Here is a 13,784-nt window from a genome sequence, read left to right as displayed (position 1 = left end):
AGCGTGAGGGAAACGCCCGGTTACATTTCGAACCCGGAAGCTAAGCCTTACAGCGCCGATGGTACTGCAGGGGGGACCCTGTGGGAGAGTAGGACACCGCCGAACAAATCTTGAGAGAGAGCCCCAACTCCGGGTGGATACCCGTGAGTTGGGGCTCTTTCGCGTTCAAGCCATAGTCATGTCCATGTCGTCCAGGGGCTTCCCGGGTGTCAACTCTGCGTGTCACTGTCGTGACTCATGGTCCTGAAACGCAGAAGCAGACGCCGAGTTGTCACTGTGCTGGCTGGCACCGCAGTCCTCGCCACCGGAGCCGCCGTCGCCCTGGCCGCGGCCGGCGGACAGGGCACCGCAGGGTCGAAGGGGGACGGGACGGCCGTCACGCCGGTCGGATACAAGGTCACCCCGGCCGGGAAGCAGGCCCAGTTGGGCAATCTGCCCCTCAACGCGGTGCTGTCGCCCGACGCAAGCATGCTCCTGGTGGTCAACGCGGGACAGGGCACCCAGTCCCTCCAGGTGGTCGATCCCGGGAACTCGCAGGTCGTGCAGACGATCTCGTATCCGAGCCCGCAGGCCGTGTTCACCGGGCTGGCCTTCAGCCCCGACGGCAAGCGTGCCTACGCCAGCGGGGGCGGGCGCGAGATCATCCACACGTACGACGTGAGCGACGGGCGGCTGACCGAGACCAGCCCGATCAAGCTGCCCACGAGGAATCCCGACGGCAAGCCCGTGAACATGTACCCGTCCGGGATCGCCGTCACCCCGGACGGAGAGCGGCTCGTCGTCGCCGACCGGCTCGCCGACGCGGTGACCGTCGTCGACCTCGGCGACTCGTCGATGGCCACCGTGGCCGTCGGGCACGCTCCGTACGGCGTCGCCCTCGCCGACGACGGGAAGACCGCCTTCGTCACGAACCAGGGCGGCGACACCGTCAGCGTGCTCGACATCAGCGGCCCGGCGCCCGTCCAGCAGGCCGCCATCAAGGTCGGCACCCATCCCAACGCCGTCATCACCGACCCGGCGCGGCGGACCCTGTACGTGGCGGACGGCGACAGCGACCAGGTCAGCGTCATCGACGCGAGCAGCCGGAAGGTCACCCGCACTCTCGGTCTCGCGCCCTACCGGAACGCTCCCGTCGGCAGCAACCCCGACGCCCTCGCGCTCTCCGAGGACGGGCGCCGGCTCTACGTCGCGAACTCCGGGAACAACGATGTCGCGGTCGTCACCCTGAAGAGCGGGCGCATGGCCGGGCTCATCCCCACCGCCTGGTATCCGACGGCCGTCGTCCCGCACGACGGGAAGCTGTACGTCACCAACGCCAAGGGGCTCGGCGCCGGGCCCAACAACGGCCCCGGCTACCCGAATCCCACCTCCACCGCGCCCCAGTCCCCCGACCAGTACTCGGGGTCGATGATGAAGGGCACCCTGTCGACCATCCCGCTCGGCGGCGGAGACAGGCAGCTGCGACGCTGGACGTGGGCCGTCGTCGCCGACAACGGGTTCGGCGGGGGTGACGGTCCCCGGGCCACCGGAGCGGTCATACCGCGGCGCATCGGTGAGAGGTCGCCGATCGAGCACGTCATCTACGTCGTCAAGGAGAACCGGACCTACGACCAGGAGTTCGGTTCGCTGGGCAAGGGCAACGGGGACGCCTCGCTCAATCTGTTCGGGGACGACTCCGCGCCCAACGCCCGAGCGCTGCAGCGGCAGTTCGTGACCCTGGACAACTTCTACGCCGACGCCGAGGTGAGCGCGCAGGGCTGGAACTGGACGGTCGCGGCCAACTCCAACCCGTACAGCGAGGAGGGCTGGCCCGCCAACTACTCCGGCCGCAACCACAGCTACCCGTCGGAGAACCACGACCCGGCGATCGCGCCCAACAAGGACCCCGACCACGCCTACATCTGGCAGCGGCTCGCGGACAGGGGCGTGACCTTCCGCAACTACGGCTTCTATGCGAACGCCGACGCGCAGGGCGGCGCCCACGCCGACGACCCGGTCCTGGAGGCCGGCACCGACCACGACTTCGGGCCGTACGACCTGAGCTGCCCGGACTCGGCGAACACCTTCCCCGCCCGCGCCACGACCTGCGGCGGGCCGCGGATCGAGGAGTGGAAGAAGGAGTTCGCCCGGTACGAGAACGGCGGCGGGCTGCCCGCCTTCGAGATGGTGCGGCTGCCCAACGACCACACCTCCGGGACCAAGGCCGGCATGCCGACCCCGCAGGCGTACGTGGCCGACAACGACTGGGCGCTCGGGCAGCTCGTCGACACCGTCTCCCACTCGAGGTTCTGGAAGTCCACCGTGATCTTCGTGACCGAGGACGACGCCCAGAACGGCCCGGACCACGTGGACGCGCACCGGACGATCTCGCAGGTCATCAGCCCGTACACGCGGACCGGGCGGGTCGACTCCACCTTCTACAGCACCGCCTCCATGCTCCGCACGATGGAGCTGCTGCTGGGCCTGAAGCCGCTGACGCAGTTCGACGCGTACGCGACGCCGATGGTGAACTCCTTCACCGCGTGGCCGGACGCGAAGCCGTACGACGCGCTGAGGCCGACGTACGACATGACGGCCGTGAACACGGCGAAGTCGCCCCTGGCGGGGGTGTCGGCGAAGCAGGACCTCACCAAGGAGGACCAGATCGACGAACGCACCTTCAACGAGGCGATCTGGAAGAGCGTGCGCGGGGCGAAGAGCGTGATGCCCGAGCCGAAGCACGATCTGTACGGGGCGGTGCCCAACGACCAGGCGGAGAAATTGGACGACGGCGACTGAGCCCCATGTCGTACGGTGGCGGCCATGAGCAGCCCCGACAGCGATGAGAAGTACCTGGTCCGTGCCATACGGGCCGAGGAGTGGCCCGCCGCGAAGGCGTTGCGGCTCCTCGCGCTCCAGGACCCGGTGGCGCACCTGGCGTTCCTGCAGACGTACGACGATGCCGTGGCCGAGCCGGACTCCTTCTGGCAGGACCGGGCGGCCGGGTCCGCCGAGGGCGCGACCGGCGGACGGCAGTTCGTCGCCCAGGCGCCGGACGGCGAATGGGTCGGGACGGTCACCGTACTGGTGGAAGAGGCCGGTACGACGGACTGGGCCGGGTCCCCGGTCGAACGGCGGCAGGGTCATGTCGTCGGTGTGTTCGTGCGGCCGGAGCACCGGGGGTGCGGGCTGACCGAGGTGCTGTTCGAGGAGGCCCTGGACTGGGCCTGGGGGATCGGTGTGGAGCGGGTGCGGCTGATCGTGCACGAGGACAACGGGCGGGCGCAGCGCTTCTACCGCAGGGTGGGTTTCCTGCCGAGCGGTGTGACCGTGCCTCTCCCAGTGCCTGAACGGCCTGGGGGGACCCCCAAGGGCGGCTCGGCGGAGTCGGAGCTGGAGTACGTGCTCGAGCGTCCCTGAGCGTCCCTGAGCTGGTACCCGGTCTCAGACGGGGAGTTCGTCGTGCGGCCAGCGGGCGCGGCCCTGTTCCCTCGAGCGGAGCAGGGCCAGTGTGGGCAGGCCGCGGCCGGCTCCGGTGGCGAGCAGGGCGGGGAGCTGGGGGAGCGGAGCCACGGCGGCCACGTCGTCCAGGACGAGGGCGAGTGGTGGGTCGAGCCGACCGGAGGATGACCGTTCGGCCATGCGCCGGCCGCGCTCGACCACGCTTGAGGCGAGTCCCGTCAGGAGGGGCATCGCGCCCGGGTTGGTCCGGGGGTCCTCGATGGATTCCCCGACCACGTAAAGCGTGCCCCCTTCGTCCACGAAGGAATCCAGGGCGAGTGCATCAGTTCGGTTTGGAGTGCAGGCTTCGCGGATGTTGACCGTGAACAGCGAGGCCAGCGCGCGGCTTGTCAACTCCTGTGCGATGTCGCGGCGTTCGGGGTGCGAGGTGAGAGCGGCCTCGAGTTCGCCGGCCGCGCCCGCGGCGGCCTTGGGACTGGTGCGCAGGATACGTACGGCCTCCTGGACCTGGGTGCCCTGGGACCAGCGGTGGACGTGGCGGATCGTACGGCCGTCGACGGCGGCGGCGTGCAGGTAGCTGCGCAGGAGGGTTTCCGCGGTGTCGCTCATCGCCTGGTCGATCTTGGCGGTGGGGCGGACCGGGGCGAGGAGGGCGGCGGCCCGGTCCGCCGCCCTCTGCTTGTCCTCGCAGCCGGTGGTGGGGGACCAGTGGAGGCGGGCCGGGGTGTCGCAGAGGTGGGCGGGGTCGTAGAGGAGTACCGGGCCCAGTTTGGCCCTGGCGTCCTTGGTGTCCTGCCAGAGGGCGGGGTTGGAGGTGACCACGAGGGCGGGGCCCGCCGCGTCCTGGACGGCCTGGGCGGCGGCTGTCCGGCGGTCTTCCCTCGGGGCGACGAGCACTCTGGGCCGCTGGGCGGCCGGGAAGGGCTGCGGGGCTCCGGGGCCGGGCCGCTCGGCCGCCGCCAGGGGCTGTTCGGGCTCCGGGGCGGTCCGCTGGGTGGGGACCTCGTGGTGGGCGGGGACCTCGTGGTGGGCGGGGGGCTGCTCGTGCCGGGCCGGCGCCGGCATCTCCTCGGGTTCGGGCGACTGCTGGGGTCCGCAGACCCGCTGTGGCTCGGGCGCCTGCCGTGGCCCGGTGGCCGTCTCCCGCTCCGGGGCCAGCGCCGCTGCGCCCGCCGTGGCCACCGCCTGGGCCCGTCTTCCGGCTCTTCCCGCCCGCCATCTGGCCACCGTGCCCATCACGAACACGGTCAGCACGAACAGCACCATCAGCTGGCCGATGAACAGGCCCCAGAACAGCCCGTACCCGGAGAGCTGGGCGGACGGTGTGTCCGGCCAGGCTCCGGGGACGTCGTGCGGCCGGCCGATGAGGTGGCGCATGGCCAGGGGCGTACGGGTGAAGGTGACGCCGGACGGCCAGGAGCCGTGGGCGAACAGTCCGGCCAGCCCGGTGGCCGTCCACACCAGCAGGGTCATGCCGAGGAGGAAGGCGAGGATGCCGATCAGCAGGCCGTCGGGGATACCGCCCTGGCCCTCCCGACGGATCGCTCCGCCGTGCCCGCCCTGTCCGTGCCCGCCCTGCCCGTGGCTGCGGATGTCGTCCGGTCTCACGCGCGCCGTCTCCTAGGCCACCGTCGACTCGGACGAGTCGTTCAGGTCGGGGATGTGCTGCTCGACGAAGGCCGCCGCCCGTTCCTCGGCCTCCAGTTCGGCGGCGCGCAGGGCGTCGTCGGAGACGAGGTCGGCCGAGGACTCCGTCATGGCACGGTCGGTGAAGACCAGCGGGCGTTCGGTCTCGGTGACCAGGTGTTTGACCACCTGGACGTTGCCGTTGACGTCCCAGACCGCGATGCCCGGGGTGAGCGTCGGAATGATCTCCACCGCCCACCTGGGCAGGCCGAGCACCCGGCCGGTGGCCCTCGCCTCGTCCGCCTTCTGGGCGTAGATGGTCCTGGTGGAGGCCATCTTCAGGATCGCCGCCGCCTCCTTGGCCGCCGCTCCGTCCACCACGTCGGACAGGTGGTGGACGACGGCCACGAAGGACAGACCCAGTCGGCGGCCGAACTTCAGCAGCCGCTGGAACAGCTGTGCCACGAAGGGGCTGTTGATGATGTGCCAGGCCTCCTCGACCAGGAAGATGCGCTTCTTGCGGTCGGGGCGGATCCAGGTGTGCTCCAGCCACACGCCGACGATCGCCATGAGGATCGGCATGGCGATGGAGTTGCGGTCGATGTGGGACAGGTCGAAGACGATGAGCGGCGCGTCCAGGTCGATGCCCACGGTCGTGGGGCCGTCGAACATGCCGCGCAGGTCACCGTCGACCAGACGGTCCAGGACCAGCGCCACGTCCAGGCCCCAGGCCCGTACGTCGTCTATGGCGACGTTCATCGCCTCGGCCGACTCCGGTTCGGGGTGGCGCAGTTGCTCGACGATGTCGGACAGGACCGGCTGTCGTTCGACGATCGTCTCGTTGACGTAGGCGTGCGCGACCTTCAGCGCGAAGCCGGAGCGCTCGTCGAGGCCGTGTCCCATGGCGACCTCGATGATCGTCCGGAGCAGGGCGAGCTGCCCGGTCGTCGTGATCGCCGGGTCCAGCGGGTTGAGGCGGATGCCGTGGTTCAGGGCCGCCGTCGGGTCGAGCCGGATGGGAGTTATCCCCAGCTCCTCCGCGATCAGGTTCCACTCGCCGACCCCGTCCTCGCCCTGGGCGTCCAGGACGACCACCTGACGGTCGCGGAAGCGGAGCTGGCGCAGGACGTAGGTCTTCTCCAGGGCGGACTTGCCGTTGCCGGACTCGCCGAGGACCAGCCAGTGGGGCGCGGGGAGCTGCTGGCCGTACAGCTGGAAGGGGTCGTAGATGTAGCCCTTCCCGGAGTACACCTCGCGGCCGATGATGACGCCCGAGTCGCCGAGGCCGGGCGCGGCGGTCGGCAGGTAGACCGCCTGGGCCTGGCCCGTGGAGGTGCGCACCGGCAGCCGGGTCGTCTCGACCTTCCCGAACAGGAAGGACGTGAAGGCGTCCGTGAGCGCGGTCAGCGGGTCCCGCATCAGAGCATCAGCCCCTACCGTCGGATTCCGGTGGCGAACGGCAGCGTGTTGACGAACGCGCGGTGGTGCTCGCGGTCGCACCACTCCAGTTTCAGGTACGACTTTCCGGCCGACGCTCTTATCGTCCGCTTGTCGCGGGCCAGGGCCTCGGGGGTGCGGGAGGAGACGGTGATGTAGCCGACCAGGTTGACGCCGGCCGCGCCGCTGGCGAGGTCCTCGCCGCGCTGGTCGAGACGGGTGTGCGCGGCCACGTCGCGCGGGTCCACGGTGCGGTTCATCTTGGCGGCGCGGCTGGCCTCGGCGACGTCGTTGGTCTTCTCGGTCAGCATCCGCTCGATGGCGATCTCGGTGGGTTCGAGGTCCATCGTCACGGCGACGGTGCGGATGACGTCCGGGGTGTGGACGAGCAGGGGCGCGAGGAAGTTCACGCCCACCGGGGTCATCGGCCACTCCTTGACCCAGGCGGTGGCGTGGCACCACGGCTCGCGGGTGGACGACTCGCGGGTCTTGGCCTGGAGGTAGGTGGGTTCCATGGCGTCCAGCTCGGCCGGCCAGGCGTTGCGTTTGGTCATCGCCTGGATGTGGTCGATCGGGTGGTCCGGGTCGTACATGGAGTGGATCAGCGAGGCCAGCCGTCCCTGACCGAGCGGTTGCCGTACGCGGATGTCGGCCTCCTGGAGCCGGGAGCAGATGTCGGTCAGCTCACGGGCCATGACGACCGCGAGACCGGCGTCCCGGTCGATCCTGCGCCCCGCCTGGGGCCGGGTGGCCCGCGCCATGGCCTGGGCCTCGGCGGCCAGTTCGCGCGAGAAGTGCATGCAGGCGACGAGGTAGGCGCGGTGCTGCTCGCTGCTGGTGGACACCATGGACTGAAGCTGGTCGTACGAGCGCTGCAGCCACGCCGGTGCGCGCTCGTCCCCGCGCTGGGTGACGTCCTTGGCGTGGGCGTCGGGGTCGGCGGGAAGGGTGCGGGCGAGCATCTGCAGGCGGGTGACGAAGCCGTCGCCGTTGGCCACGTGCTTGAGCAGGGTGCCGAACCGGTCGACGAGGGCTTCCTGGTCCTCGGAGTCGCGCAGGCCGACCCCGGGGCCCTCGATCTCGATGGCGGCGGTGACCGTCTTGCGGTCGGCGTGCAGCAGTACGGCGATCTCGTCCGGGCCGAAGGGCGCGGCGAGCCAGGTGATCCGGCCGATGCCGGGCGGCGGCCCGATCTCGATCTCCCGGCCCTCGATGCGGGTGCCGGCCTCCATGACGCCCGAGCGGTACAGGGCGCCGCGCTTGACCGTGCGTTTGTAGGAGCGGTTGATCTCGAACCACTTGTAGAAGGTCCGGCGCCGGTAGGGCACGTAGACCGCGGCCAGGGCGAGCAGTGGAAAGCCGGTCAGCAGCACGATGCGCAGGGACAGCACGGGGACGAGGAGCCCGCACATCATGCCGATGAACGCGCCCGCGATGATCAGGGCGATCTCGCCGGTCTCGCGGTTGCGGCCGACGATCGCGTTCGGCCGGGCGCGGCCGATCAGATATGTCCGGCGGGGCGTGACCGTATGGGACATGTGGGACTCGGTCGTCAACGCCCTTCACCTCCCGTGCGGTTGGTACTGCTGTTGCGGGTGCTGCTGGCATGGGGAGTGTTCACCGGGCTGGGTGCGCGGGGAGCGGGTGCGGCGGAGGGGACGACTCCGCCGCCACCGTCCGGGACGCGCGCGCTGTGCGCGGCGACGCCACCGGAGGCGGGGTTGGCCGGGCGGGCGGACGACTGGCTGCCGCCGCCTGCTTGGCCGTTGCTGTCGGCGCGGGTGCTGTGGGTCTTGATGCCCTGGGCGACCAGGGTCGCCGGGGAGCTGATGACGGCGGCGGCCTTGCCCTCGGCGCCCTGCATGATGCGGTTGTTGCGGCCGGCCGCGATCTCGTCGCCGAAGCCGGGGACGAAGCGGTAGATCATCGCGCTGGCGAAGATCGCGAGCAGGATGATGGCGAGGCCGGAGACGACCGCGGAGAACGCGCCGGGGCCGTTGTCGCCGGAGGACAGTGCGCCGGCGAGGCCGAGCACGATCACGATGACCGGTTTCACCAGGATCACGGCGATCATGATCCCGGCCCAGCGGCGGACGTGACCCCACAGGTTCTTGTCGACGAGCCCGGCGTAGACGACGGTGCCGAGCAGCGCGCCCACGTAGAGCAGGGCGGCGCGGATGACCAGCTCCAGCCAGAGCACACCGGCGGCGAGGATGGAGACGAGTGAGACGACGATCAGCATGATCGGGCCGCCGCCGATGTTCTCGCCCTTGCCGAGCGCGGCGGAGAACGTGCCGAAGAACGTGTCCGCCTGGTCGCCGCTCGCCTTCGCGAGAACGTCGGAGACGCCGTCCGTCGCCGACACGACCGTGTAGAGGATCAGCGGTGTGAAGGCGGAGGCGAGCACGGTCAGCCAGAGGAAACCGACCGCCTCCGAGATCGCGGTGGTCAGCGGCACCCCGCGCACGGCCCGCTTGGCCACGGCCAGCAGCCACAGCAGCAGGGTGAGGATGGTCGAGGCGGCGAACACGACGGCGTACTGCTGCAGGAACTTCTGGTTGGTGAAGTCGACGTTCGCGGTCTCCTTCACGGCCTTGCTGAGCTTGCCGATCGTCCAGGACGCGGCGTCGGCGCAGCCCTTGGCCAGGGAGGAGAGGGGGTCGAGGGTGGAGGTGGGGTCGGAGGTGGATCCGTTGGACTTGGAGGAGCCGTTGCCCCGCTCGCAGTACTTCCTGGCCTCGCCGAAGATGAGGTCGCAGTTGTTCTTGCTCGCCGACGGCGAGGGCGTCGGGCTGGGCGTGGGTGTGGGCGCGGCGACGGCACGGGTGGCCAGTAGCACGACCGTCGTCTGCACGGCTGCCACGACACCGGTGAGCCCCAGCACGCGCTGCTTGCTACCGGGCATACGTGAACCCTCCGTACTCTTCGATGGCCTTGCGGATCTCGTCCGAGGTGGCGGCCTTGTCGTCGCCGGGGACCGGGGCGGGGCCGTCCCGCTGCGAGTCGGAGACGATCTTCCAGTCGCCACCCGTCCACTGCAGGTCGAACGTCCACGTCTTCCAGGACGAGGTGACCGGGTCCCTCGAGTTCTGCCCGGACATGCCGATGAGGCCCACGTACCACACCGCGACCTTGGCGCTGCTCTCGCCGTACTGCTGGACCGTGGTGCCCACCGGGGTCACGCGTGAGACGAACGTGTTGCCGGCGGGAGCGTCGCCGTTCGCGTCCAGGCCCATGGTGCTCAGGAAGCCGGTGGAGTAGGCCTGGTCCATCGGGCCCTGGAGTCTCGCTGCCGCGTCGCGGGTGTAGAGGAGGCCGACGATGGCGTGCCGACTGTCCTTCTTGAACATGCCGGTCGAGCCCAGCGTCACGGCGAAGTTCGCGGCCGCGCTCTGCGCGCCCTGCTCGTCGTGCGCGAATCCCGACGGGAGCCCCGCCGTCCTCGTCGTCACCGGCTGCTTCCCCGTCGCCGCAGTCGCTGCCGCCTTCGGCTTGGCGCTGTTGTCCTCCGCGGAGGAGGAGCCGCCGCCGGAGCGGTTCGCGAAGGCGATCGCGGCGATGAGCAGGACGACCACGGCGACCACCGTGACCAGGCCGCGTGAGGACGAGCGGGCGCCGCGCCGGGCACCGCCGTAGGGGTCGCCGGCGCGGTCGGGGAGGCGGGTGCGGGTCTGGCCGCCGCCCCCGTACAGTTCGTCGTCGGCGCGCGCGGAATCGCCGAATCCGTGCTCGTCTCCGAGACTCATGTCCCGTACGCCCCCTCGACCTCGACCTCGTACCGGAACGCGTAGGAGTACGACGGTAGCCGTGCTGGTTCCCGCGCGGGCGCGGTGTGGTGACTCGACATCAGGGAAACGCAACCTCAGCCGGTGGGCACGGTGGGTGGGTGGGGGTAGCGGGGGCACCGGGCGCGTCCGGAGGGGCCGGCCGGCGGCGCGGACGGAGCACCGTGCGCGGCATGCGCGGGTGTGCGCCGGTTACACGGCTTACACGGCCATGCCGTACACGATGGTGAAGAGCGTGCCGAGGGAACCGATGATGAAGACTCCCGTCAGACCTGCGATGATCAGGCCCTTGCCCTGTTCGGCGCTGAACGTGTCGCGCAGGGCGGTCGCGCCGATGCGCTGCTTCGCGGCGCCCCAGACGGCGATGCCCAGGCAGAGCAGGATGGCGACCGCCATCACCACCTCGATCATCACCTTCGCCTCGTTGCCCAGGCTGCCGAAGGGGCCCCAGTCCGGAGCGATCCCGCCGATGATGGTGTTGATGTCTCCCTTGTCGGCCGCAAAGAGCATGTAAGTCACCGCCCCTGGTGGGTTGTTCCGCGTCCCCTGCGGGAGCGCAGAGGTCAGGCCTCATTGTCGCTGACAATGACGTCCACGCATGTCGACTTGACGTCATTGCCTGGCGGGTTTTGTACGTATGGTCACTCTGTGTATCACGGCAGGTTACGCCGGGCAATGAAGTGCGACCGGAACCTGTCGTGTGGTTCCGTCGTTGACCCTTTTTACGTTCTGGCATGGTTTCTGACGGCCAGTCGAGTGAGTGGTCGCGTCGATGGTCTCACGCTTCACCATGCCGAACGGGCCGCGGCCGGCGTGCCGCGGTCCGTTCCCTTGCTGCCGCCCCGCGTCCCCACGTCCGGCGGTGGCGGCATGTTGACGGAGGGCCGGCCGGTGAAGGCGCCGGCCCCCTCCGGGGTGCCCCGGCCGGCCGGGCCGTCGTGGCCGGACCGGGCGGTGCGGAAGTGCGGCGCCGGGCAGCTGCCGTCGCTGCCCGACGATTTCTTGTTGAGTACGCGCCAACAAGGATGCACGGGGGATTCCTGACCCCCGCGTTACTGAAGGCGGCGGGCGGCTTACCCGTCGATGGCGGGAGGATGGTCGGGTGATGGCCCGGGCTTGACCCGTCGCTGCTCAGTGGTGCTGCTCAGTGGTGCGGCTCCGTGGTGCTGCTCGGGGCGCCGTTGGGGGCGCTACTCCGTACGGCCGCCGCGGGTGCCGGTGCGCAGGCGCGGGGCGGGGGGTGCACAGTACGGTGGTTCCGTGTCGGACCGGATCACGGGCGCGGCCGACTGGTACGCCGTCGCGCGGGTATCAGTGCTGGTGGTCGTCGGCTCCTGCCGGCACGGCAAAGACAGACGACGAAAAGGGCGATGCGGGACAAGTCGTGCGGCGAACGGGGGTTTCACGGAAAAATCTCAGTGAAGTCGTAATGCGATTCTCACCTTCATGAGACAAAGTGGGGCCTGATGAAGCGCACCTCAGGTACCAGCAGCCCCGCACATCACGCTCTTCCCCGGGCCGCCACCCGGCAGTACGCGCTGTTCTCGGCCCTGGTGCTGCTGGCCGCCACTTCGGCCTCCGTCGCGGCCGCGGACGACGGGCCGGGCCCGCTCGGGGTCACCGCGGTGGCCGCCTCCACCGCGCAGAGCGAGCGGATCGGGGCGCTGTTCGGGGCGGACAAGACCGGCGACCTCTCCGACAACCACTTCTGCACCGCCTCCGTGGTGGACGGCCCCAACCGGAACCTCATCGTCACCGCCGCCCACTGTCTGAGCGGTGACACCGACCTGGTGTTCGCGCCCGGGTACCGGGACGGCAAGGCGCCCTACGGGCTGTGGAGGGTCAAAAGACGCTTCATGCCGGACGGCTGGTCCAAGGACCAGGACGAGGACAGCGACCTGGGCTTCGGTGTGATCGAACCGCAGGACGGCAAGGGCATCGAGGACGTCGTGGGCGGCAACCGCTTCGTCACCGGCGCGACGACCGGCGCGACCGCCGTGACGCTCACCGGCTACCCGGACACCCGTGACGAGCCCATCGTCTGCACCAACAAGCCGCAGCCGCACAGCAGCACCCAGCAGCGCATCGACTGCCCGGAGTTCGCCGCGGGCACCAGCGGCAGCCCGTGGATCAACGGGGACCACGAGGTCGTCGGAGTGCTCGGCGGGCACGAGGAGGGCGGCCTCACCCCGGACACCTCCTACAGCGTCGTCCTCGGCGCCGAGGCGGCGGAGCTGTACAAGGACGCGGCCGCCGATCCGTGATCCGCGTCCCCGTCCCGGGCCCGGGCGGAGCCGCGGCCGGCGTGTAATCGCCGTGCTGCCGTGCGCCCGTGTGTGATCACCCCAAAAGTTCGAGGGGCGCCCCTAAACTGTCGTGGGCGGACTCCCGGGCGGCGAGGGGCGGTTGACGGTGCGTAAGGCATGGGTCGTGGCGATCGCCGCCGTCGGTTCCGCGCTCACCTTCGTCATGCTGCTCGTCATCGGCGTCTACGTCGTCGCCGGGAACCTCGCGGGCGGGGCGGCCGGAGGAGCCGTCGGACTGGCCAAGGGCGCCGTGCCGGCCGCGTACAAGTCCCTCGTGCAGAAGTGGGGCAATCTCTGCCCCGCCCTCAACCCCGCTCTGCTGGCGGCCCAGTTGTACCAGGAGAGCGGCTTCAACCCGAACGCCAGGTCCCCGGCCGCCGCGGAGGGGATGGCGCAGTTCATCCCGGGCACCTGGGCCACGCACGGCGTCGACGGCAACGGCGACGGCAGGCGCGACGTCTGGGACCCGAACGACGCGATTCCGTCGGCCGCTTCCTACGACTGCGAGCTCGCGAAGTACGTGCGGACCGTGCCCGGGAACGCCACGCACAACATGCTCGCCGCCTACAACGCGGGGGCGGACGCGGTCATCCGGTACGGGGGCGTGCCACCGTACGCGGAGACCCAGAACTACGTGAAGACGATCACCACCCTGGAGAAGAGCTTCGCCGCGCCCGTCACCCGGCTGGACCCCTCCAGGCAGGCCGCCGCGGCCATCTCCTACGCGCAGAGCAAGCTCGGCACGCCCTATCTGTGGGGTGGGGACGGCACCGCCGACCAGGGCGGACGGTTCGACTGCTCGGGGCTGACCAAGGCTGCGTACGAGAACGTGGGTGTCACCCTGCCGCGGGTCGCCAACGACCAGTACAACGCGGGGCCGCACCCCAAGCGGGAGGAACTGCTGCCGGGCGATCTGGTGTTCTTCTCGGACGACCTCACCAACTCGCGGGCCATCCGCCACGTGGGCATCTACGTCGGCGGCGGCTACATGATCGACGCGCCGAGAACGGGGGCCGTGATCCGGTTCGACCCGATAGACACACCGGACTACTTCGGGGCCACCCGGGTCACCGAGGATGGCGCGAAAGCACTCCCCACCGCGGTGTGAACCGAGCGTGAACCCACCCGCTGAGCTGCGGCGATGAGTCTCTCTTCGATAACGTCTGCGTGATCATTCGGTGGAGTGTGG

General features: G+C 70.2%; 10 protein-coding genes and 1 rRNA gene. 5 read left to right on the top strand and 6 right to left on the bottom strand.

Annotated features, from left to right (window positions below; genetic code table 11):
• The 3 genes from rrf to ACH4UM_RS21260 all read left to right on the top strand — a co-directional run.
• A 5S ribosomal RNA gene (rrf, locus tag ACH4UM_RS21270) occupies positions 1 to 105 on the top strand; the annotation flags it as partial.
• A gap of 171 nt (positions 106 to 276) precedes the next feature.
• Positions 277 to 2,778: a beta-propeller fold lactonase family protein gene (locus ACH4UM_RS21265; protein WP_398181375.1), complete on the top strand. Its 2,502-nt coding sequence runs from the start codon at positions 277 to 279 to the stop codon at positions 2,776 to 2,778.
• A 24-nt stretch (positions 2,779 to 2,802) separates the two neighbouring features.
• Positions 2,803 to 3,399: a GNAT family N-acetyltransferase gene (locus ACH4UM_RS21260; protein ID WP_398181372.1), complete on the top strand. Its 597-nt coding sequence runs from the start codon at positions 2,803 to 2,805 to the stop codon at positions 3,397 to 3,399.
• A gap of 24 nt (positions 3,400 to 3,423) precedes the next feature.
• Here the strand turns inward: ACH4UM_RS21260 and ACH4UM_RS21255 are convergent, their stop codons facing one another.
• The 6 genes from ACH4UM_RS21255 to ACH4UM_RS21230 form a co-directional block, all read right to left on the bottom strand.
• Positions 3,424 to 5,049, bottom strand: a complete 1,626-nt coding sequence (locus tag ACH4UM_RS21255; protein WP_398181369.1) for a TraM recognition domain-containing protein — start codon at positions 5,047 to 5,049, stop codon at positions 3,424 to 3,426.
• Between the two features lie 12 nt (positions 5,050 to 5,061).
• Positions 5,062 to 6,486, bottom strand: a complete 1,425-nt coding sequence (locus tag ACH4UM_RS21250; RefSeq protein ID WP_398181366.1) for an ATP-binding protein — start codon at positions 6,484 to 6,486, stop codon at positions 5,062 to 5,064.
• A gap of 14 nt (positions 6,487 to 6,500) precedes the next feature.
• Positions 6,501 to 8,042, bottom strand: coding sequence for an SCO6880 family protein (locus ACH4UM_RS21245; protein WP_398181444.1), 1,542 nt, complete (start codon positions 8,040 to 8,042; stop codon positions 6,501 to 6,503).
• A gap of 14 nt (positions 8,043 to 8,056) precedes the next feature.
• Entirely contained in the window at positions 8,057 to 9,409 is a 1,353-nt protein-coding gene (locus ACH4UM_RS21240; RefSeq protein ID WP_398181363.1) for a hypothetical protein, read from the bottom strand.
• Positions 9,399 to 10,250 (bottom strand): hypothetical protein, encoded by an 852-nt coding sequence (locus ACH4UM_RS21235; protein ID WP_398181360.1) that lies wholly within the window; start codon positions 10,248 to 10,250, stop codon positions 9,399 to 9,401. Before ACH4UM_RS21235 ends, ACH4UM_RS21240 begins: the two co-directional genes overlap by 11 nt.
• A gap of 240 nt (positions 10,251 to 10,490) precedes the next feature.
• Complete coding sequence (locus ACH4UM_RS21230; RefSeq protein WP_014673544.1) at positions 10,491 to 10,799, bottom strand: hypothetical protein; 309 nt, start codon at positions 10,797 to 10,799, stop codon at positions 10,491 to 10,493.
• A 956-nt stretch (positions 10,800 to 11,755) separates the two neighbouring features.
• Between ACH4UM_RS21230 and ACH4UM_RS21225 the strand changes: the two genes are divergently transcribed.
• Together ACH4UM_RS21225 and ACH4UM_RS21220 are read left to right on the top strand one after the other, a co-directional pair.
• Positions 11,756 to 12,553: a trypsin-like serine peptidase gene (locus tag ACH4UM_RS21225; protein ID WP_398181357.1), complete on the top strand. Its 798-nt coding sequence runs from the start codon at positions 11,756 to 11,758 to the stop codon at positions 12,551 to 12,553.
• 148 nt (positions 12,554 to 12,701) lie between these two features.
• Positions 12,702 to 13,703, top strand: a complete 1,002-nt coding sequence (locus tag ACH4UM_RS21220) for an NlpC/P60 family protein (RefSeq protein ID WP_398181354.1) — start codon at positions 12,702 to 12,704, stop codon at positions 13,701 to 13,703.
• The last annotated feature ends 81 nt before the right edge of the window (positions 13,704 to 13,784 follow it).

It is taken from the genome of Streptomyces sp. NPDC020801, assembly GCF_044334385.1.
Classification (GTDB): Bacteria; Actinomycetota; Actinomycetes; order Streptomycetales; family Streptomycetaceae; genus Streptomyces.
The sequence above is the reverse complement of the archived record's forward strand: the minus strand, read 5'-3'. Positions and strand labels throughout refer to the sequence as shown.